20 protein-coding genes and 1 other RNA gene are annotated in these 18,815 nt (G+C 53.2%); 15 read left to right on the top strand and 6 right to left on the bottom strand.

Annotation, left to right across the window (positions count from 1 at the left end; translation table 11 throughout):
* Positions 1-182: 182 nt before the first annotated feature.
* From ACY8FN_RS11830 to ACY8FN_RS11820, 3 genes are all read right to left on the bottom strand, one after another.
* Entirely contained in the window at positions 183-1,466 is a 1,284-nt protein-coding gene (locus ACY8FN_RS11830; RefSeq protein WP_463101164.1) for an FAD-dependent 2-octaprenylphenol hydroxylase, read from the bottom strand.
* Positions 1,467-1,587: 121 nt separating this feature from the next.
* A complete protein-coding gene (gene ubiH, locus ACY8FN_RS11825; protein WP_463100115.1) occupies positions 1,588-2,811 on the bottom strand; it encodes a 2-octaprenyl-6-methoxyphenyl hydroxylase in 1,224 nt (407 codons plus the stop codon).
* A gap of 176 nt (positions 2,812-2,987) precedes the next feature.
* Positions 2,988-3,557 carry a UPF0149 family protein gene (locus ACY8FN_RS11820; protein WP_042022260.1) on the bottom strand — a complete coding sequence of 190 codons (570 nt, stop codon included), beginning with the start codon at positions 3,555-3,557 and terminating at the stop codon, positions 2,988-2,990.
* A gap of 173 nt (positions 3,558-3,730) precedes the next feature.
* On the opposite strand from ACY8FN_RS11820, the gene zapA reads away from it, so the two are divergent.
* Positions 3,731-4,063 (top strand): cell division protein ZapA, encoded by a 333-nt coding sequence (gene zapA / locus ACY8FN_RS11815; protein ID WP_042022258.1) that lies wholly within the window; start codon positions 3,731-3,733, stop codon positions 4,061-4,063.
* Between the two features lie 16 nt (positions 4,064-4,079).
* A non-coding RNA gene (gene ssrS / locus ACY8FN_RS11810) (6S RNA) lies at positions 4,080-4,261 on the top strand.
* A gap of 164 nt (positions 4,262-4,425) precedes the next feature.
* Here ssrS and emrD read toward each other — a convergent pair.
* The 3 genes from emrD to ACY8FN_RS11795 all read right to left on the bottom strand — a co-directional run bounded on the left by emrD (position 4,426) and on the right by ACY8FN_RS11795 (position 7,175).
* Complete coding sequence (emrD, locus tag ACY8FN_RS11805; RefSeq protein WP_139729833.1) at positions 4,426-5,625, bottom strand: multidrug efflux MFS transporter EmrD; 1,200 nt, start codon at positions 5,623-5,625, stop codon at positions 4,426-4,428.
* A 262-nt stretch (positions 5,626-5,887) separates the two neighbouring features.
* Complete coding sequence (locus ACY8FN_RS11800; RefSeq protein ID WP_101346835.1) at positions 5,888-6,550, bottom strand: glutathione S-transferase family protein; 663 nt, start codon at positions 6,548-6,550, stop codon at positions 5,888-5,890.
* 169 nt (positions 6,551-6,719) lie between these two features.
* Positions 6,720-7,175 carry a hypothetical protein gene (locus ACY8FN_RS11795; protein ID WP_101317560.1) on the bottom strand — a complete coding sequence of 152 codons (456 nt, stop codon included), beginning with the start codon at positions 7,173-7,175 and terminating at the stop codon, positions 6,720-6,722.
* Positions 7,176-7,374: 199 nt separating this feature from the next.
* Between ACY8FN_RS11795 and suhB the strand changes: the two genes are divergently transcribed.
* The 13 genes from suhB (at position 7,375) to ACY8FN_RS11730 (ending at position 18,813) form a co-directional block, all read left to right on the top strand.
* Complete coding sequence (gene suhB, locus ACY8FN_RS11790; RefSeq protein ID WP_042022253.1) at positions 7,375-8,178, top strand: inositol-1-monophosphatase; 804 nt, start codon at positions 7,375-7,377, stop codon at positions 8,176-8,178.
* Positions 8,179-8,408: 230 nt separating this feature from the next.
* Positions 8,409-9,101 carry a 5'-methylthioadenosine/S-adenosylhomocysteine nucleosidase gene (gene mtnN, locus ACY8FN_RS11785; protein WP_463100114.1) on the top strand — a complete coding sequence of 231 codons (693 nt, stop codon included), beginning with the start codon at positions 8,409-8,411 and terminating at the stop codon, positions 9,099-9,101.
* Complete coding sequence (locus ACY8FN_RS11780) at positions 9,098-10,060, top strand: cobalamin biosynthesis protein CobD/CbiB (RefSeq protein ID WP_463100113.1); 963 nt, start codon at positions 9,098-9,100, stop codon at positions 10,058-10,060. Before mtnN ends, ACY8FN_RS11780 begins: the two co-directional genes overlap by 4 nt.
* Positions 10,053-10,886, top strand: coding sequence for a cobalamin-binding protein (locus ACY8FN_RS11775; RefSeq protein WP_463100112.1), 834 nt, complete (start codon positions 10,053-10,055; stop codon positions 10,884-10,886). Before ACY8FN_RS11780 ends, ACY8FN_RS11775 begins: the two co-directional genes overlap by 8 nt.
* Before the next feature lie 105 nt (positions 10,887-10,991).
* A complete protein-coding gene (gene pseB, locus ACY8FN_RS11770) occupies positions 10,992-11,996 on the top strand; it encodes a UDP-N-acetylglucosamine 4,6-dehydratase (inverting) (protein WP_463100111.1) in 1,005 nt (334 codons plus the stop codon).
* Positions 11,993-13,138 (top strand): UDP-4-amino-4,6-dideoxy-N-acetyl-beta-L-altrosamine transaminase, encoded by a 1,146-nt coding sequence (pseC, locus tag ACY8FN_RS11765; RefSeq protein ID WP_463100110.1) that lies wholly within the window; start codon positions 11,993-11,995, stop codon positions 13,136-13,138. Before pseB ends, pseC begins: the two co-directional genes overlap by 4 nt.
* A 57-nt stretch (positions 13,139-13,195) precedes the next feature.
* On the top strand, positions 13,196-13,906 hold the full coding sequence (gene pseF / locus ACY8FN_RS11760; RefSeq protein WP_463100109.1) for a pseudaminic acid cytidylyltransferase: 711 nt from the start codon (positions 13,196-13,198) through the stop codon (positions 13,904-13,906).
* Positions 13,903-14,607, top strand: a complete 705-nt coding sequence (locus ACY8FN_RS11755) for a PIG-L deacetylase family protein (RefSeq protein WP_262109525.1) — start codon at positions 13,903-13,905, stop codon at positions 14,605-14,607. Before pseF ends, ACY8FN_RS11755 begins: the two co-directional genes overlap by 4 nt.
* Positions 14,607-15,644, top strand: a complete 1,038-nt coding sequence (pseG, locus tag ACY8FN_RS11750) for a UDP-2,4-diacetamido-2,4,6-trideoxy-beta-L-altropyranose hydrolase (protein WP_463100108.1) — start codon at positions 14,607-14,609, stop codon at positions 15,642-15,644. Before ACY8FN_RS11755 ends, pseG begins: the two co-directional genes overlap by 1 nt.
* Positions 15,641-16,699, top strand: a complete 1,059-nt coding sequence (locus ACY8FN_RS11745) for an N-acetylneuraminate synthase family protein (RefSeq protein ID WP_275059292.1) — start codon at positions 15,641-15,643, stop codon at positions 16,697-16,699. Before pseG ends, ACY8FN_RS11745 begins: the two co-directional genes overlap by 4 nt.
* Positions 16,696-17,157: an acyltransferase gene (locus tag ACY8FN_RS11740; RefSeq protein ID WP_463100107.1), complete on the top strand. Its 462-nt coding sequence runs from the start codon at positions 16,696-16,698 to the stop codon at positions 17,155-17,157. Before ACY8FN_RS11745 ends, ACY8FN_RS11740 begins: the two co-directional genes overlap by 4 nt.
* The gene (locus ACY8FN_RS11735; protein WP_463100106.1) at positions 17,144-18,163 is read left to right on the top strand and encodes a DegT/DnrJ/EryC1/StrS family aminotransferase; all 1,020 of its coding nucleotides are present in this window, start codon (positions 17,144-17,146) and stop codon (positions 18,161-18,163) included. Before ACY8FN_RS11740 ends, ACY8FN_RS11735 begins: the two co-directional genes overlap by 14 nt.
* Positions 18,160-18,813 (top strand): WbqC family protein, encoded by a 654-nt coding sequence (locus ACY8FN_RS11730; RefSeq protein ID WP_463100105.1) that lies wholly within the window; start codon positions 18,160-18,162, stop codon positions 18,811-18,813. Before ACY8FN_RS11735 ends, ACY8FN_RS11730 begins: the two co-directional genes overlap by 4 nt.
* Positions 18,814-18,815 lie beyond the last annotated feature (2 nt).

The raw sequence follows: 18,815 nt of genomic DNA, 5'->3' as shown, positions 1-18,815 counted from the left end.
AAGATAAATGCAGTGATAAAAACAGCTGTAAGCCGGATCAGGCGAGATTAAATTTTGATTTTTACCGTTTCGTCACAATTTACAGAAAAACGTTTCGCGCCAGAGCAAAATTAAAGGCTGACACCCAAAACGGGTCATCAGCCTTGTCGGATTACTTTTGTTGCCAAAAACAGCGGGTAATATTAGTTTTTTTCACCCTTGGCCTGCATGGCACCGCCCTTGGTCGCCGTAACAGCCCAGTCAGGACGGGCCAGCTCGGGCAACTCCCCCTCCAGCCCCATGGCGGCGCGGATCACCCCCTCCTTGAAGGGCGTCAGCAGGTTGGCGGCCCGCAATCCGACGCCCCGCACCAGCTTCTTGAGCGGGTTGGCGCCGCTAAACAGCCGTTTGAGCCCCTCCATCGCCGCCAACATGCGGGCCGCCTCGCTCTTGCGCCAGCGCTCGTAGCTGCGCAGGTTGGCGAGCAGGCCGATATCCTTGCCCGCGGCATGATTGTGCAAAATCTGCTCCGCCAGCGCGGCGGCATCCAGCAGGCCGAGGTTGACCCCCTGCCCCGCCAGCGGGTGGATGGTATGGGCCGCATCTCCCACCAGCACCAGCCGCTCGCGGGCAAAGTCACGGGCATAGCGGGCGGTGAGTGGAATGGCGCTGCGCGCCCCCTCCACCTTGCACAGACCGAGGCGGGCATCGAAGGCGGCGGTGAGCTGGCGGTTGAACTGCTCGTCGTCGCAAGCACAGAGCGCCTCGGCACGGGCTGCTGGCAGCGACCAGACGATGGAGCAGAGGTTCTCCTGCCACAGCGGCAAAAAGGCGAGCGGGCCATCCGGGGTGAAGATCTGGCGAGCAACAGCTTCATGGGGTTCGGCGCAGCGCACCGTCGCCACCAGCGCGTGGTGGCCATAATCCCAGCTGGTGAGCGGGATATCGGCCTGACGGCGCACCCAGGAGTGGGCACCATCGGCGGCCACCACCAGTTTGGCCGAGATGGCCTGCCCATCTTCAAGCAGCAGCAGGGCACCCGCCGGGCCGCTCTGCAGGCTCTTGGCTCTGGCGGGGGTCAACAACTGGATATTGCTGGCCCCCCGTGTCCCGTCAGCGAGAATAGCTTCGAGCAGCGCCAGCTGGATCACCCGATTCTCGACGATATGGCCGAGGCTGGCCTGACGCAGGCTGGCGGCATCGAAGTCGATGTGGCCGAAACTGTCCTGCTCCCACACCGCCATCTTGTCATAGGCCTGCAGGCGGCGCGCTGCCATGCCGTCCCAGGCGCCGACATGGCGCAGGATCTGCTGGCTGGCCAGGCTCAGGGCGCTGACCCGGTTGTCGGCCACCTCCCCCAGCTGCGGATCGGGCAGTTGCCCCTCCACCACCAGCACCTTGAGGGCGCTATGTTTAAGGGCCGCAGCGAGCCCCAGCCCCACCATGCCGCCACCGACAATCACCACATCCACATTTTGCATCTGCATCATCTCATCCTTTCAGGGCTGACCGGCTGGCCAGCGAGGGGACGCCTGCTGGCATCCCCTCTTTTTCAACACGTTCTGATCAACGAATGTTGGTCAACAGGTCCCAGTCAACAAACGCTGGCTAGTTGCCGCACACATCGGCGACAAAACCCAGGGTGCGCGAGGCAAGCGGCGCCTTGAGGCACGGGAGCCGCCCCATCAGGGTAAGCGCCAGATTGCGCCCAGCCACCAACGGATCGTGACCATTGGAGAAGAGCTGGGCCAGCGAGGAGGTGAGCCAGACGGTCTGCGCCTGATCGCGCTTGCGCTGCTGCCAGTAGCCGCTCAGCACCTTGAAGCTGCCGATATCCTCCCCCTCTGCCAGCGCCTTGGCCACCGCCCCGGTGAGCAGGTCGAGATCCCGCATCCCGAGGTTGAAGCCCTGTCCGGCAATAGGGTGCAGGGCGTGGGCAGCATTGCCCACCAGCACGGTACGCTGGGCCAGCGGATAGCCGCAGGCAGTCAGGATCAAGGGATAAACGTTACGCACGCCGCATCGCTCGAAGCGGCCGAGCCGCCAACCGAAGGCCTGCTGCAGCCGGGCGAGAAACGCCCCTTCATCGAGGGCCATCAGCTCATCCACCTCATGCTGCCCGACGCTCCACACCAGCGAGGAGAGCCCATCCTGCATCGGCAGCAGCGCCAGCGGGCCCCCTTCGGTAAAGCGCTCGAAGGCACGCCCCTCAGGGTCCTGCGCCGTTTTGACCGTGGCGATGATGGCGTGCTGCTCAAAGTCGTGGCGGGTCACCGGCAACTTGAAGTGCTGACGCACAAAGGAGTTGCCCCCGTCTGCCGCCACCAGCAGGCGGGTCTCAATCTGTTCACCGCTCTCGAGGGTGAGGGTCACCTTCTCCTCATCGGGCGCAATCTGGCTCACCCGGGCCGGACAACAGACCCGGATATTGGTAGCGGCGGCCATCGCCCGTTGCAGCTCGTTACCGGCGGACGCCAGCTCGATCACCTGACCCAGCGCGGGCAGACCATATTCGGCGGCCGAGAGGCGAGCCTGACCGCAGTGGCCTCGATCCGAGACATGGATATGGGTAATGGGGGCGCAGTGGGGGGCAAACAGCGGCCAGAGTCCACGCCGCAATAATGCATCGCAGGTACCGGCCGAGAGCGCAATGGCGCGGGCGTCAAATCCTGAATGGGTATGCTGTTCGGGGACGCTCGCCTCCAGCAGCAGGATCTCGAGGGGGGAGCCATCGGATCGAAGCAGGGCCGCCAGCGAGAGCGCCAGCACGGCACCGCTCATTCCACCGCCGACCAGGGTGACATCGACCTGTCGCACATCAGATTGAGACATAAGCTGAGAAGAAGAAGTGAAAAAGGTGGCCTCATGCTATCACAAAGCCGCAAGCTGAATGCGAGGCCAGCGGCAAAAAACCGGTTGCGTCTCACAGGGTTAGCCACCACAAGGGGATAAAAAAGAGCGCCATCAGGCGCTCTTGCAGATCAGTGATGGCCGCAGTGGTCCGATCCTCAATGGAGGGTCGGCGGCGTGCTCGGGGTCTCGGGGCGCTTGCCAAACTCTTCGAAGGTCATCATCACCCCCAGCTTGACGTGTTCATAGAGCACCAGGAAAGAGGCTTCGTTCTCGTCATCTTCCTGATCGAACTCGGCAGAGACCTGAGTGATGCTGGCGATATCCTGGATCATCTCCTGCAGCTCTTCCGACGCGCGGGAGAGCTCCTGCTGCACCACGCCAAAACCGGCCAGAAATGCCTGTGACCAATCCACCAGCGAATCGATGCGCTCGTCCAGCGGCGCATCGTCACTTGGCAGCAGCAGCTCGACCCCTTTCTGGGCCATCAGGCTCTCGACCACATTGTGATAAAGATCGGTCATCACCTGGCGCACCGGGGCCGGCAGGCCGAAACCGTCGTTCACCAGGTCGTTAAAAGGAGGCAGCCAGCTCTTGTCATCCAGGGCCACACCACCACATACCAGACCACAGATCACGCCGTGGGCTTCTACTGCCGTTGCCATCAACTCATGTTGCTCCATGAGGTCAGATACGGCGGTATATTCAAGGGGGTTCGTTTTGCTCATCGAGGATCCGCTCAAAGTTCAGTCAAATTTGCAGAATTAATGGTCAGGATCCTAGCATTCTCCCTCTTCCAGAGCCAGCAAGGCCTTGAAACTTATGCATCTGCGCTATATAGTCCCGCCCAGTTGTCCACGTGGATAAAGGCGGAAATCAGCTCCGCCGTATTGAGGAAGGCATGAGCACAGAGGCCGTAGAAATCGTCATTTTGGGACGTCCCTACAAGGTATCCTGTCCCTTGGGACAGCAGGATGCCCTGCGCCAGGCCGCCGAGCAGCTGACCGACAAGCTGATCGACCTGCGTCAACGCTCCAAAGTTTCGAGCAATGAGCAATTGGCGATCATGGCGGCGCTTAACTTCTGTCATGAGCTCTGCCTTGAAAAAGATAAGAATCACCAATACTCTGAAACCATGGACAAGCGGATCAAGATGCTGCAACGCACCATCGAAGCTGCCTTGATCGAGCATGGTCAGTATGGTGATTCCAGCGAAGAGGGGCAGCAGCCCTAATCGCAAACCGTTTTAAAATTCCCTGGGATGTTTGTCAGCCGGTTCAAGTCCCCGAGCCGATAATCATACCCAACAGGGGATCGGCCTTCTGGCTATTGCGCATGCTCGGCACGACCGAGAAGCCTGCGGTCAGATTCGATTCCCGCCTTGAACCTACGGTTCAAGGGCCCAAACCGGCAACGGCATCTCGGGGTACCAATAGCAAAAAGCCCGTCACCAAGGTGACGGGCTTTTTCTTTTTCCTCGCATAAACGGTCATGGAGCCCCGCTCTATCAAGCTGCAGTAGCGCAGTGATCTGTGCTCTTTCTGGCAAACAAAAGCCCACCAGTAACGGTGGGCTTATCGAGGTTGATCCCGTAGATCAGATCGCCATCTGCTCGTGGGAGGAGCCATGGTGGCGCAACCAGGCAAAGCTCAGGGCAACCAGCAAGACCATCAGGGTCATGATAGCGCCCAAGGTCACCTGCCCTGTCATCGGGAAGCCAGCCGCCAGCAGCGTCACTATGCCCGCCCCCAGATTTTGCATCCCGCCGAGAATAGCACCGGCCGTGCCAGCCTGACCGGGGAACGGCTCAATGGCGCAGGAGGTGGCGGTCGGATAGAGAATGCCGCTACCGATGAAGTAAACCGCCGCGCCGCCAACCAGCGAGGCGGCACTCACGATACCGAACAACCCTGGCAGCAGAATGATCAGAGAACCGAGCGCCAAAAAAACAATGCCCAGACGCATCAACTTACCCTGGCTCAGGCGAAAACTGAGCTTGGCAGAGAGCCAGGCGCCAAACAGATAGCCGGGCAGTGGCAATACGAACAATACGCTCACGGTGCGGGCGCTCAGCTTGAGCACATCGCCCAGCAGCACCCCGGCGGCCGCTTCAAACACCGCCAGACCGGCGAAGGTTGCCATCAGGCAGAGCAGATTGCCCTGAAAGCGTGGATTACTCAGCACATGACGATAAGCCGCGCTAACCCGCAGTGGCTGTTGACGTGCCGCCACCGGCAGCGTTTCACCAAACCAGGCCAGCAGCGCCAGGGTCGTTACCGCACCAAAGCCGAACAGAAACCAGTAACCGGCACGCCAGTTGAACAACTCGGTCAGCCAACCACCGAGCACCGGTGCCAGCAGCGGGGAGAAGATCACCCCCATGCTCACCAGACTGTTGGCACGATTGAGCTCGGCCCCGTTATAGCGATCGCGCATTACGGTGCGGCTCATTGCGCCGCCAGAACCGGTCCCCAGCCCTTGAATGAAGCTTCCCACCAGCAGGGCGGTGAAGTGTGGAATGAGCTGAATGATCAGGGTCCCCACCAGAAACACCATCATGCCGACGATCAGCACCGGACGACGGCCAATGCGATCCGACAACGGCCCGTAGACAAATTGGGAGAGACCATAGGGGATCAGGTAACAAGCCATCACCGCCTGCAACTGACTCGAGGCAACATTAAAATCCCCCGCCATCATGGGAATCGACGGTACATACAGGGTCTGGGTCATCTGGCCCACAGCGACCATCAGTATGGTCAATAAAAACAACGGATAAAAACTGTGCCGATCCATATCAGTCCCACTAAATCGTAAAAATGCGGCCGCCCCTCCGGGGTAATATGCCCAGAGGGATCTGATCACAAACACTGTGATGCCATCATAAAAAAATGCTGGAAACAGGAGGCGGGGAGCCCGCCAGACCACCGCACAGAACGTACGGTGGGATGGGGGCATCATAGTGATTCAGCTCACAAAAAACGAGCCAATCTTTATAATCAGCTTGCCTTAGTTTTTCTAATATTATGGGGCGTAGTGCCCCGTCTGCAGTTAAAAATCAACGCGTTACCATCTGTTGAGCCTGCTTGATCAGCTCATCTGGCTGCTCTTTGCGTGGCGGTATAGTGATCCCCTTCTGGCAAGCAGGCTTCTCTGCCATGCGGGCCATCCAGGCTTGCAGATGGGTCAGCCCTTCGATGGAGATACCGCTCCAGTCATAAATACGCACCCAGGGCCAGGTGGCAATGTCGGCGATGCTGTATTCATCCGCCAGATATTCATGGTGGGCCAGATGGCTATCGAGCACCTCGAATAGACGGCGCCCTTCCTTCTGATAACGCTCGATGGCGGCGGGGATCTTCTCGGGGAAGTAACGGTAGAAGACGTTGGCCTGCCCCATCATGGGGCCCACGCCCCCCATCTGAAACATCAACCACTGGAGAGCCTGGGAGCGGCGTTTGGGATCGGCCGGCAGCAACTTGCCAGCTTTCTCCGCCAGATAGATGAGGATGGCACCTGATTCGAATACCGCGAAATCGTCGTTATCCCGGTCGACAATGGCCGGAATGCGACCATTGGGGTTGATGGCAAGAAATTCGGGCTGTTTCTGATCCAGCGCCGACAAGTCGAGGGGAATGACCCGATAGGGCAAGCCCAGCTCTTCGAGGGCTATCGCTACCTTGAAACCATTGGGGGTCGCGGCTGTGTAAAAGTCGATCATGATTTACTCCTTGTTACTCATAACCAGATTGTACGGTTCGATGTAGTTGAAAAATGGTTGCCGCTTCATCTTGCAACAAGTGGCCGGCTCCAGACCATTAAAAAGCGGCGCACCGCTGGCCAAAAAAGGCACACGGTGAGCCGCTGGTGCGCTCTGACAATGGTAAATGCTAGTTGAGCATGGCGACCGGCTTGCGCTGGCGCAGCATGATCAGGCGGGAAAGCAGCGGGAAGTAAGACTCCAGCTTGCGTAGCAACACCCGGCTGCAGGCAGGCTCGGCCAGCTCCGACTCATCCAGCACGATGCCGTTTGAGACAAAATAGAAACGGGGGTCACGCACATCCGGCCCGCAGACCGTCAGCTCTTTGTCCCCCTTGCGGATCAGCAGCGGCAAGACCGGCAAGCCGATCGTCTCGTCCTCTCCCCGGGTAAATCCGGCATCCTGCCAGGAAGCATCGCCGTCGATCAACAGGATCGCCGCCTCCGTCTTGGCCGGTTGCCACTGGGCAAGGGGGGTCACGGTGATGTGGGCAAAGTGATCACCATACTCGGGTGATGACCGCAAGATGGCCAACAGTCCCTCGCTGGCCGCTGACACGTTCTGACTCACTAATGACAAATTCATGGCTCATATCCCTATGCTCATGACAGCCTGTATCCGGCTGCTGGGATAAGACTAGCGCAGATCTGGTCTATATTGGAGCCGTCAAATCTGGCAGTGGTAATCAATTGGTCGTAGGGGGATTACAGTTGCCATCGATAAAAATACTGGTATTATACGCCGTCCTTTTATCCCCCGTTCTTTAACATCCAGTGGTGAACCTATGCATCCGATGCTGAATATCGCCGTGCGCGCTGCGCGCAACGCCGGTCAAGTTGTAGTAAAAGCCTTCTCCCAGCCCGAGAACATTGAGGCTATCCAAAAAGGCAGCAATGACTTCGTGACCAACGTTGACCGTGAAGCCGAAGCGGCCATCATTCATACCATCAAAAAATCTTACCCAGAGCACAGCATTATTGCTGAAGAATCTGGTGAGATTGCCGGTACCAATCCGGACTACCAATGGATCATTGACCCACTGGATGGCACGACCAACCTTGTTAAAGGCATTCCACACTTTGCTGTTTCCATCGCCCTGCGCGTGAAAGGCAAAACTGAACAAGCTGTCGTTTATGATCCCATCCGTGATGAGCTGTTTACCTCTACCCGTGGTAACGGCGCACAGCTGAACGGCTACCGCATCCGTGTGGGCAAAGCCCGAGAGATGGCTGGTACCGTACTGGCAACTGGTTTCCCATATAAGCAGAAGCACCACATTGCCCCCTACCTGAAAATGTTCCAGAGCATGTTTATCGAGTGTGCTGACATTCGTCGCTCTGGTTCTGTCGCGCTGGATCTGGCCTACGTTGCCGCCGGTCGCATCGACGGTTTCTGGGAAATCGGCCTTAAGCCTTGGGAAACTGCGGCAGGTGAGCTGCTGGCCAAAGAAGCCGGTGCCATCATGACCGATTTCGTGGGTGGTCATAACTACGAGAACTCAGGTAACACTGTCGTGGCTAACCCGCGCGTACTGAAAGAGATGCTCGCCAAAATTCGTGACGAACTGCCGGAGTCTCTGGCTAAATAAGCCAGCTTACTCAGCAACCAAAAAAACCGGCGCAAGCCGGTTTTTTTGTATCAGCCAAGCGAAGTTACGTTAGTCATCTACTCCCTCTATCCTGTCTCTCTATACACCCCTTTGGCCATCTCGCTCACCATCCCTCGCTTTCACGTCTACCCCTCGGCGCCGACGCCATCTTTTGTTATGATCTACAGCAACTTAAACTCAGCCATACGGCTAGCAAGACGAGGTCAGCAATGAAAGTAGGTATTATCGGCGCCATGGAGCAAGAAGTAGCCCTGCTGCGCAGCCAGATGAGCAACCCCACAACTCTGCAACTGGGCGGCTGCGAGTTCTATCAAGGGATGCTGGCAGGCAAAGAGGTGATCCTGACCCGCTCCGGCATCGGTAAAGTCGCCGCCAGCGTGGCCACCAGCCTGCTGCTGGAAAAATTCGCCCCCGACTGCGTCATCAATACCGGCTCTGCGGGCGGCTTTGCCCAGGATCTGCACATTGGTGACGTGGTGATTGCCAGCGAGATGCGCTTCCACGATGTCGACGTAACAGCCTTTGGTTACGAGATGGGCCAGATGGCACAGCAACCCGCCACCTTCCCCTGCGACGAGAAGCTCATCGCGGTAGCTCAGGATTGCATAGCCGAGCAGGGCAAGCATCAGACCAAGATCGGCCTCATCTGCACCGGTGATCAGTTCATGTGCAAACCGGACGCCATCGCCAAAGCCCGCACCGACTTCCCGCAGATGCTGGCAGTCGAGATGGAAGGTGCCGCCATCGGCCAGGTGTGCCACATGTTCAAGGTGCCCTATCTGGTAGTGCGCGCCATGTCCGACATCGCGGGCAAGGAACAGGTTGAATCCTTCGACGCCTTTATCGAAGTGGCTGGAAAGCACTCCGCCGAAATGATCATCAAGATGCTCGGCAAGCTGTGATCGAAACCGGCTCGCTCGAACTGATGGCCGACGCCCTCCTCTCGACGACGGCGGCCATTCTGGTGGGTGCTGCCCTGCTTGAGGCGGTGATCCCCTGGCCATCCCATCTGCGGCTCTCGGCCATTGCGCCTCTGCTGACCCGACTGGGTCACAAGGTGCACAGAGCCGATGGCACGCCACGCCAGCAGCTGCAAGCGGGTATGCTGGCAATGCTGGTGGTCTGGGTACCCTGCGCAGCCGGGCTCTGGTCGTTGCGCAATCTGGCTCTGAGCGAGCCGCTGTTTGACCTGCTGTTTCTGCTGCTGATGCTCGAATCCCGTCCGCTACGCGAACTTGCCCATGCCACCCGCTCGCTCGCCACGCAGGAGACCCTGCCGCTGGCAAGATTGCAGGCGGCTCCTTGGCTCAAACGTGAGACCGGCAAGCTCTCGGCCATGGGCATTGCCAAAGCGGTGACCGAAAGCTGCTCCCTGCGTCTGGTGGGCCAATGGGCTGGCCCGCTGCTGGGGTACGCTCTCGCCGGGGTACAGGGCGCCCTGCTCTGGCGGCTGACCCAGTTGATGAGTCAAGGCTGGAGCATGAAGGATCCCGCCTTTAGCTATTTTGGCCGTGCTGCCAGCGCCCTCTATCAGGGGCTCAATGCCCCCACCATCCTGCTGCTAGGGCTGCCGCTCCTGTTGCCCCGTATCAGGCAGGCTACTCAGCTGCTGCGAAGTGGTGCGATCTGGCCCTACCCTGCTATCGGGATGCTGCTGACGCTACTTGCTGACAAGTGCCGGATCCGCCTTGGCGGCCCCCGCTACTATCAGGGAGCTCTGCAACGCTGGCCGGTACTCGGCAGTGGTGATGACCCCAGTGGCGAGTCACCGCGCAAGGTACTCAATATTTTGCAAGCAATTGGCTGGGGCTGGTTGATACTGGCGCTGCTTGTCACGGTGGCGGGGTTACTTCATGGCTAGATGGCTGCGATTGCCAATCTGGCTGCCCTGCGTACTGCTGGCCTGGTTACCCGATGCGCTGCTGGCCGCGACCCCGAGCCGGGTGGTGAGCGTGGTTCCCCATCTTACCGAGCTGCTTTATGACATCGGTGCCGGTGACAAGTTAGTCGCTATCGACGATGCCTCCGACTATCCCGCCGAAGTGAAAACCAAGCCCAAGGTGGCCAATTATCGCAGCATCAATGTCGAGGCGCTGCTGGCGCAACAACCGGATCTGATCCTGGGCTGGCGATCGGCCCAGTCACGAATGCTGGCACCGCTGGAGCAGCTGGGTATCCCGGTTTTCTACTCGGAGCCTACCGATTTTGCCTCGCTGGCCAGCGAGATGCGGGCGCTCGGCAAATTGCTGGGGGTGGAGAAGAGTGCCAACGAAGCCGCCGATCGCTATCTCGCACGTCTGCATGACCTGCAACAGCATTATGGCCAGCCAACCGGCGTCAAGGTGTTCTACCAGCTCTGGTACCCACCGCTCACCAGCGTCAGTGGCCATGCTTGGCCTGCTCAAGCCATCGAACTCTGCGGGGGGATCAACATCATGGCGAATGCCAAGACCCCCTACCCTCAAGTGGACATGGAACAGGTGATCAGAGCCAACCCCGCGCTGATCCTGGCGGGGAGTCAAGATCCTGACGCCCTGCGTCACTGGCAGAAGTGGCCCAATCTGGACGCCGTGCAACATCAGCGACTCGATTTGATCAACTCGGATGAGCTGCACCGCTTCACCCCCAGAGCCCTCAATGCGGTGGAACAGGTATGCCAAGCCATTGCCCAACGCGACAGCAAGTAGCCAAAAAACAGCCATTCAGATCACACCTGCCAATATACGTCTGCAAATGGCATAAAAAGTGCTTTAGAATTCTATAGATACCAATCTTCATCATGGGACACCGTCATGTTTAATGGAAAAACAATCCTGGTTACCGGTGGCACTGGGTCATTTGGCAAGAAATTCATTGCAACCGTGCTATCCCGCTACCAACCCGCACGACTGATCGTCTACTCCCGTGATGAGCTCAAGCAGTTTGAAATGCAGCAGCGTTTCAACCATCCCTGCATGCGCTACTTTATCGGCGATGTTCGCGATGCCGAGCGCCTCGACATGGCGATGCGCGATGTTGACTTCGTGGTGCATGCTGCGGCGCTCAAGCAAGTGCCAGCAGCCGAATACAACCCGATGGAGTGCATCAAGACCAACGTCGGGGGGGCCGAAAACGTTATCAAGGCCGCCCTCAACAATGGCGTACAGAAGGTCATTGCACTCTCGACCGACAAGGCGGCCAATCCAATCAACCTTTACGGGGCTACCAAGCTCTGCTCCGACAAGCTCTTTGTCGCCGCCAACAATATGGCGGGCAAAAACCCGACCATCTTCTCGGTGGTGCGTTATGGCAACGTGGTGGGATCCCGTGGATCTGTGGTGCCCTTCTTCGATCGGCTGATCAAGGAAGGCGCCAGCCGCCTGCCCATCACCCATGGGGAGATGACCCGCTTCTGGCTCACCCTGCAACAGGGGGTGGAATTCGTGCTTACCAACTTTGTCCGCATGAAGGGGGGGGAAGTGTTCGTTCCCAAGATCCCGTCGGTGCGCATCACGGACCTCGCCAACGCCATGGCCCCCGAGCTGCCCCAGGAGATCATCGGCATCCGCCCGGGCGAGAAGCTGCACGAGGTGATGTGCCCGGCCGATGACTCCTACCATACCTATGAGTTCAAGGACTATTACGTCATCGCCCCAAGCATCACCTTCAATCACCGTAGTGATGACTTCTCTGTCAGTGCCATAGGAGAGCAAGGTTGCAGCGTGCCTATAGGATTTGAATACAACTCTCTCAATAATCCCATCTTCATGTCTCAGGTTGAGTTGCAACAGCTCAACCAGGAGGTATTGGCGGAATGATCCCCTATGGTAAACAGGACATTTCAGCGGCAGATATAGCCGCAGTCAATGCAGTGCTAAGCTCCGACTTCTTGACTCAAGGCCCGAAAGTTGCCGAATTCGAACAGGCACTTTGTGCCTACACAGGGGCTAGGTACTGTCTGGTGGTCGCAAGCGGCACAGCGGCCTTGCATCTGGCAGTCGCAGCGATGGAATTACCCGAAGGTAGCGAAGGGATCACTACACCCAATACCTTTGCTGCCACGGCCAACAGTATGGCTTACTGTGGTATCAAGCCTGTATTCGCCGATATAGACCCAATCAGCTATAACCTATCCCCCAGCTCAGTATCGGCCCGTATTACTCCAGCTACTCGGTTACTCAGCCCCGTCCATTTTGCAGGCCAACCTGCGGACATGCCGGCTCTTTCCCTCATCGCAAAAAAGCATGGTCTAAAGATCATCGAAGATGCGGCCCATGCAATTGGTTCCCGCTATTCCGACGGCAGTCCGGTGGGCAATTGCCTGTTTTCGGATGCAACAGTGTTCTCATTCCATCCAGTCAAAACGATCACCAGTGGTGAGGGAGGGGCCGTGATGACCAATGATCCTGTGTTGTATCAGCGCATGTTGTTGCTACGCAGCCATGGCATTACCAAAGATTCTGCTCTCCTCAGCCAACAATCGGGGCCCTGGTATCACGAGATGCAGAGGCTTGGCTGGCATTACCGCATGACTGACATGCAGGCGGCTTTGGGCTTAAGCCAGTTACAACGCCTAGACCTGTTCAAGGCGCGCCGTCGTACCTTGGTAGCGCAATATAACCAGGCACTGGCAGAACTTCCCTGGCTGAAGACCCCCCAGGAAATGGAGGGGTTCTCCTCTTGTTTCCATCTCTATGTGGTAGAGATAGATTATGCAGCTATTGGTAAGAGTCGCAGCCAGGTCATGGATTCATTGATGGCTGACGGCATTGGCACTCAAGTTCACTATATTCCTGTTTATCATCATCCTTGGTATCGTGAGCAATATGGAGACAAAACAGGATCATGTCCGGTAGCAGAGCGTTATTATCAGCATTGTCTCTCTTTGCCTCTCTATTTCACTCTGAGTGACGAAGAGCAGAGCCACGTGATCCAAGCTATACAACGCTTGGCCCGCTAGTCATAAAATAGTGTGTATCACTCTCGACAGCCCGACCTCGATGACATGGAAACTCCTATGACCACATCACAGATCCTGGCCATCATCCCCGCGCGGGGAGGCAGCAAACGCATTCCGGGTAAGAATATCCGTCCTTTTGCTGGTGTCCCTATGATTGTGCATTCAATTAGGGCTGCACAGGACGCGGGCTGTTTTGATCAAATCATCGTCTCAACCGATGATGAGCAGATCGCAGACGTGGCCCACAAACATGGGGCCAGTGTGCCATTTATCCGTCCTCCGGAATTGGCAGATGACCATGCTGGAACCCAAGAAGTGATCGCACACGCCATCAACTGGGCCATCTCACAAGGATGGCAACTCGGTTCTGTGTGCTGTCTTTATGCAACAGCACCTTTCGTGCGTGCAGATGATCTACGCACTGGCCTAAAGATGCTTGAGGAGAGCCATCAGCATTTTGTTTTTAGTGCCGGTACATTTGATTACTCTCCTTACAGAGGATTTGTACGATCTGGTGATGGTGTCGAAATGCTTTTCCCCGAACACTTTCCCACCCGCTCTCAGGACCTCCCCTTGGTTTTACATGACGCAGGGCAATTTTATTGGGGTACCCAATATGCTTGGCTTGAGAGTAATATTTTGTTCGGCAGTCTAGCTACACCACTGATATTACCACGTCATCTGGTTATAGATATCGATACACTTGAGGATTGGCATCAGGCTGAACTTATGTGGCAACTTCAAAAACAGCAAGGTCTTATCGTATGACAACATCCTCTCGAAAAGTGCTTGTCGTTGCCGCACACCCTGATGATGAAGTTTTGGGATGCGGAGCAACAATTGCTAACCATAGCGAGCGAGGTGACCAAGTATCGGTTCTTATCATGGCTGAAGGTGCAACTTCTAGACTCTCCAAACGGGAACGCTCGGTGGTAATGACGGAGTTAACTGAGCTAAATAGCGCTGCACAGATGGCAAATAGCATTCTAGGTGTAAAGAGACTCAACTTACTAGACTTCCCAGATAACAGGATGGATAGTGTCGATCTGCTTGATGTCATTAAAGTTGTCGAAACCGAGATAAATGAATGGCAACCAGATATTGTTTATACCCATCATGTTGGTGATGTTAACATAGATCATAGAGTAATACATGATGCCGTTATCGCAGCAACCCGCCCCTTGCCCGGAAGAAAACTCCAAACAGTTCTCTTTTTTGAAATTGCATCAAGTACAGAATGGCGCCCTGCGGCATCTGCTTATCCCTTCTCACCCAATTGGTTCGTCGACATTACGTCACACTGGCAGAAAAAAAAGCTGGCTCTCGAAGCATATGCTTCAGAGATGCGCTCCTACCCGCATCCTCGATCACTTGAAGCTGTAGAATACTTAGCAAAATGGCGAGGGGCCTCTGTAGGATATCATTATGCTGAGGCCTTCATGCTTGGCCGACACATATTAGGTGCCTAATGATTATATTTCGTACCGACGCATCAATGAGCTTAGGATATGGGCATGTTATGCGCTGCCTTGCACTTGCTGACGCATTTAAGAAATTAGGTAAAAAATCTGTCTTTATTTTTTCACCTAATGGGGATGCACTCTATAAGGAGGTGGTTAGAAAGGGGCATGAATATAGAATATTGACCTCCTCACCTCTACATCCTCTTGGTGAAAGCGAGCAAGCTGATGCTTATGCTACGCTATCTAACCTATCGACCTCCACGAAACTTGTGGTAGTCGATCATTACCAGCTGGGCATGGATTGGGAAGAAGTAATTATTTCATCCGACATTTCGTTACTGGCAATAGATGATATTTTCCGTTCCCATTGCAGCCAGTTTCTTCTAGACCAGAATGTCATTAAAAGTGAAAATTTCTATGTGGATAATATCTCTAAAGAGTGTGTCTGCTTCTTCGGACCTCGCTATGCCCTATTGTCTGAATCCTTCCAACACCTCAGACATCGTGTAAAGACAAGAAGCAAGCTGGAAAAAATAATTATTTTCTTTGGTGGCACAGATCCAGATAATGAAACGGAAAAAGCTCTGCTAGGGGTATTGGCTGCAAATAAAAACTTTAAAATAGATGTCGTTATTGGTGGCAACAATCCACATCGAAGCCGGTTATTAAAGTTATGTAGTTCAACACACTCTACTCTGCATATACAGACTCCACATATGGCTAGGCTGATGCTCGATGCAGACCTTGCTATAGGTGCTGGAGGGAGTGCGTCCTGGGAACGTTGCTGTATGGGGCTACCTGCATTAATCAGCACTCAGGCGGATAACCAGGTCCCTATTGCAGCAACACTACATGAATTGGGTGCAGTAATTAATTTAGGTATGGTAGATAACCTTACTGCCACAGATTATCGTACCGCAGTTGAGCGCCTTGACCCCAACCTAATAAATAATATGTCCATAGCGGCTATGTCGATTACCGATGGTAACGGAGCAAGCTATGTTGCGTCATCTATTATATCTACTCTGGAGAAGATGAAATGACAGTTGATATCAACACTCTATTTTCTAACAAACCGGTAGAGAATAGGGAGCCGTATATCATACTTGAGGCAGGGATTAATCATAATGGTGATATAAATATCGCAAAAAAAATGATATCTGTCGCTAAATCGGCGGGTGCCAATGCTATTAAATTTCAAACCTTCAAAGCTGATGAATTTGTCGGCGATCCGGAGTTACTCTTTACCTACAGCTCACAAGGTAAAAAAGTGACTGAGTCGATGCGGGATATGTTCCGTCGCTACGAGTTTTCAGTAGCAGAATGGCATAGCATAAAAAATTTCTGCGACGAGAAAAAGATAACTTTTTTATCTACACCGCAAAATGTTACTGATATGGAGTTGCTACTTCAACTAGGTGTTTCTGCGCTAAAAGTAGGTTCTGATGACTTTACCAATATTCCCTTACTTAAGCAGTATAGTGCCACTGGATTACCACTTCTCATCTCTTGTGGAATGGCTAATCTTGGGGAAGTTTATCAGGCTCTTGATGTTACAGGTGCAATGGAAGGTAAACCTGTCGTATTGATGCTATGTACATCTCAATACCCGACACCAGTAGCTGATGTAAATCTGAGTAAATTAAAAACTCTAGCGGCAGCGTTCCCAAATTTAGTATTGGGATTTTCAGATCATACCCAAGGGCCCTTGGCTGCAGCAATTGCATATGGTTTAGGCGCTGTGGTATTCGAGAAGCACTTCACACTCGATCATCAATTACCTGGTCCAGACCATTGGTTTTCAGAAGATCCCAACGGGGCTCGAGAATGGATATCTGCGATCAGAGACGCACACCTGATGCTTGGCTCTCCTCTTATAAGACCTACGATTGCAGAGCAAGATATGAAAGTATTGGCTCGCCGAAGTATCACTGCATTAAAAGACATTACGCCAGGTGAGATACTCAGTAATATAAACATTGGATTGCGTAGACCTGGTAATGGGCTACCACCAATTCATCTCGACGATGTGCTGGGGAGAGTGGCAAAACACAGTCTTCAGAAGGGCACATTACTTTCTTGGGAAGACATATCATGATGAAGCAAGATGAATACAAGCAGCATTTTTATGATTTGACTACTTTCAAAGAAAATCCTTACCATCCCTTAGTATGGATATTAGGCGCTCCTGATATTGGAGAAAATGTTTATATTGGTGCCTTTAGCGAAGTTAATGCTACAGGTGCTAACGTTGTCATTGGTGCTCACTGCGATATTGCATCCTTTGTTACTATTAACTGCGCAGATTCTCACTTGAAGTGCATTGAGCTAGCAAAGTCTATTGATAGAAAAGATATTATATTGGAAAATAATGTCTTTGTGGGATCCCATTGCGTAATAAAAGGTGGTGTCTATATAGGGCATCATTCTGTTATTGCTGCTGGCACTATTGTTGACGCTGGCCATATACCACCATATTCATTAGTAATTGGTAATCCCATGATTGTAAAGGAAGGCTACTATTTGGAGGAGATCATAAAAAATGATCCCACATAATAGGCCGACACTTGGTCATGAGGAGTCTCAAGCAGCCGCTAGAGTAATAGCATCCGGGTGGGTTGCACAAGGCGAAGAGGTCTTATCCCTAGAGCGTGAGTTTGGTAACCATATAAACTTACCAGCAGAAAATATTGTCGCTGTCAGTAGTGGCTCTGCAGCACTTTATATTTCATTGGCGATAGCAAGCGCAAAAAATAGATGTGTATCTGCCTCTGCCTACTCATGCCGCTCCATATTTAATGCGATACAGTTATCTGGTGGTATACCCAATTTTTTGGATATAGAAGAGGTATCAGTAAATGCCTCATTAAAAAAAAGCAATGCGGATATTTACATCATAGCCCATATGTTTGGTCTGCCAGATTTGAACGTGGAAAAAAAACGAAGCTATTTTTTAGTTGAAGATGCTGCACAAGCCCTTGGCGCTACGATAAAAAATATACAAGTAGGTCTTTTCGGAGATATCGGTGTGTTTTCTCTCAGCGCAACTAAAATAATAACAAGTGGTGGGCAAGGTGGAATTATAATATCGAGGAATAGTGATATCTCCGATATGGCAAGAAAAATGAGAGATTATGACTCAATTGTCGATGCCATACCAAGATTTAATTTTCAAATGACCGACATTCAGGCTGCAATTGCCAGAGAGCAATTAAAAAAACTACCTGAATTTATTTTTCGTCGCGCTAGTATATTTAAAAAATATCAGGAAGCAGGCCTACCTGTCATTGACAACATAAGCCAAGATGTGAAACCGGTTAGGTTTAGAGCCGTGATGTTCACTGATAGTACAAAGGTCATATCCTGTCAAAATGCTTTGCTTGAAAGTGGTATCAGATCCATAGTACCAGTCACAGAGGATGAACTGCTTACTACAAATACATTGGTACCTAATGCAGCCGATTTAAGTAAAAAAACACTCTCAATACCTATCTACCCTTCCCTTTCAGATAATGACGTCAATAAAATCATTTCTGTCTGTACGAGGGCACTAAAATTATGATCATCAGCATCCATCAACCCGCATATCTACCTTGGCTAGGATACATAGAGCGTATCAAGAAGAGCGACTTATTTATATTTCTCGACACGGTACAATTTGAAAAGAATAGTTTTACCAACCGAAATTTAATTAAGGGGGCCAATGGCCCATACTGGCTAACTATACCTGTCAAAAAAAAGGGCCACTTAAGCAAGAGTCTCTTAGAGACTGAAATCGCAAGAGATATAGACTGGCGAAAAAATCATTTAATGTCTATCAAAAGCAGCTACTCGAACACCGCTTCATTTCATGAAAAATATGAAAAGATATATAAAGTCTATGACAATAATGAGACTCTCCTTGCCGAACTGTGTTTTAACCATCTGTTATTTTGGCTAGGTGAACTAAATATTAAAACAAAAATAATCAGGTCTTCATCACTGAATATTTCATCAAAAAAGTCAGATCTTATCTTAGATATCTGCCAAGAAGTAGGTGCAACGACCTATCTTTCTGGTCCTATGGGAAAAAACTATCTGGAGGAAAATAATTTCATCTCAAATGGGGTAAAGCTGGATTACGATTACTTCGAACCAACGCCCTACCCGCAATTGTTTGGTTCGTTCATCCCTTTCATGGGCATTGTTGACTACTGGTTCAACGTTAAATAAAG

This window comes from Aeromonas sp. 160P, from assembly GCF_055193095.1.
This window is presented reverse-complemented; position numbering and strand designations above follow the sequence as displayed.

Bases quoted from the DNA above. Each gene is read 5' to 3' on its own strand.
- pseB (WP_463100111.1), top strand. From the start codon at position 10,992: ATGTTTAATGGAAAAACAATCCTGGTTACCGGTGGCACTGGGTCATTT.
- ACY8FN_RS11830 (WP_463101164.1), bottom strand. From the start codon at position 1,466: ATGCAGATGCAAAATGTGGATGTGGTGATTGTCGGTGGCGGCATGGTG.
- emrD (WP_139729833.1), bottom strand. From the start codon at position 5,625: ATGGATCGGCACAGTTTTTATCCGTTGTTTTTATTGACCATACTGATG.
- mtnN (WP_463100114.1), top strand. From the start codon at position 8,409: ATGAAAGTAGGTATTATCGGCGCCATGGAGCAAGAAGTAGCCCTGCTG.
- pseG (WP_463100108.1), top strand. From the start codon at position 14,607: ATGATTATATTTCGTACCGACGCATCAATGAGCTTAGGATATGGGCAT.
- ACY8FN_RS11795 (WP_101317560.1), bottom strand. From the start codon at position 7,175: ATGAATTTGTCATTAGTGAGTCAGAACGTGTCAGCGGCCAGCGAGGGA.
- ACY8FN_RS11820 (WP_042022260.1), bottom strand. From the start codon at position 3,557: ATGAGCAAAACGAACCCCCTTGAATATACCGCCGTATCTGACCTCATG.
- ACY8FN_RS11745 (WP_275059292.1), top strand. From the start codon at position 15,641: ATGACAGTTGATATCAACACTCTATTTTCTAACAAACCGGTAGAGAAT.
- ACY8FN_RS11730 (WP_463100105.1), top strand. From the start codon at position 18,160: ATGATCATCAGCATCCATCAACCCGCATATCTACCTTGGCTAGGATAC.
- pseF (WP_463100109.1), top strand. From the start codon at position 13,196: ATGACCACATCACAGATCCTGGCCATCATCCCCGCGCGGGGAGGCAGC.
- suhB (WP_042022253.1), top strand. From the start codon at position 7,375: ATGCATCCGATGCTGAATATCGCCGTGCGCGCTGCGCGCAACGCCGGT.
- ACY8FN_RS11800 (WP_101346835.1), bottom strand. From the start codon at position 6,550: ATGATCGACTTTTACACAGCCGCGACCCCCAATGGTTTCAAGGTAGCG.
- ACY8FN_RS11775 (WP_463100112.1), top strand. From the start codon at position 10,053: ATGGCTAGATGGCTGCGATTGCCAATCTGGCTGCCCTGCGTACTGCTG.
- ACY8FN_RS11735 (WP_463100106.1), top strand. From the start codon at position 17,144: ATGATCCCACATAATAGGCCGACACTTGGTCATGAGGAGTCTCAAGCA.
- ACY8FN_RS11740 (WP_463100107.1), top strand. From the start codon at position 16,696: ATGATGAAGCAAGATGAATACAAGCAGCATTTTTATGATTTGACTACT.
- ACY8FN_RS11755 (WP_262109525.1), top strand. From the start codon at position 13,903: ATGACAACATCCTCTCGAAAAGTGCTTGTCGTTGCCGCACACCCTGAT.
- ubiH (WP_463100115.1), bottom strand. From the start codon at position 2,811: ATGTCTCAATCTGATGTGCGACAGGTCGATGTCACCCTGGTCGGCGGT.
- pseC (WP_463100110.1), top strand. From the start codon at position 11,993: ATGATCCCCTATGGTAAACAGGACATTTCAGCGGCAGATATAGCCGCA.
- zapA (WP_042022258.1), top strand. From the start codon at position 3,731: ATGAGCACAGAGGCCGTAGAAATCGTCATTTTGGGACGTCCCTACAAG.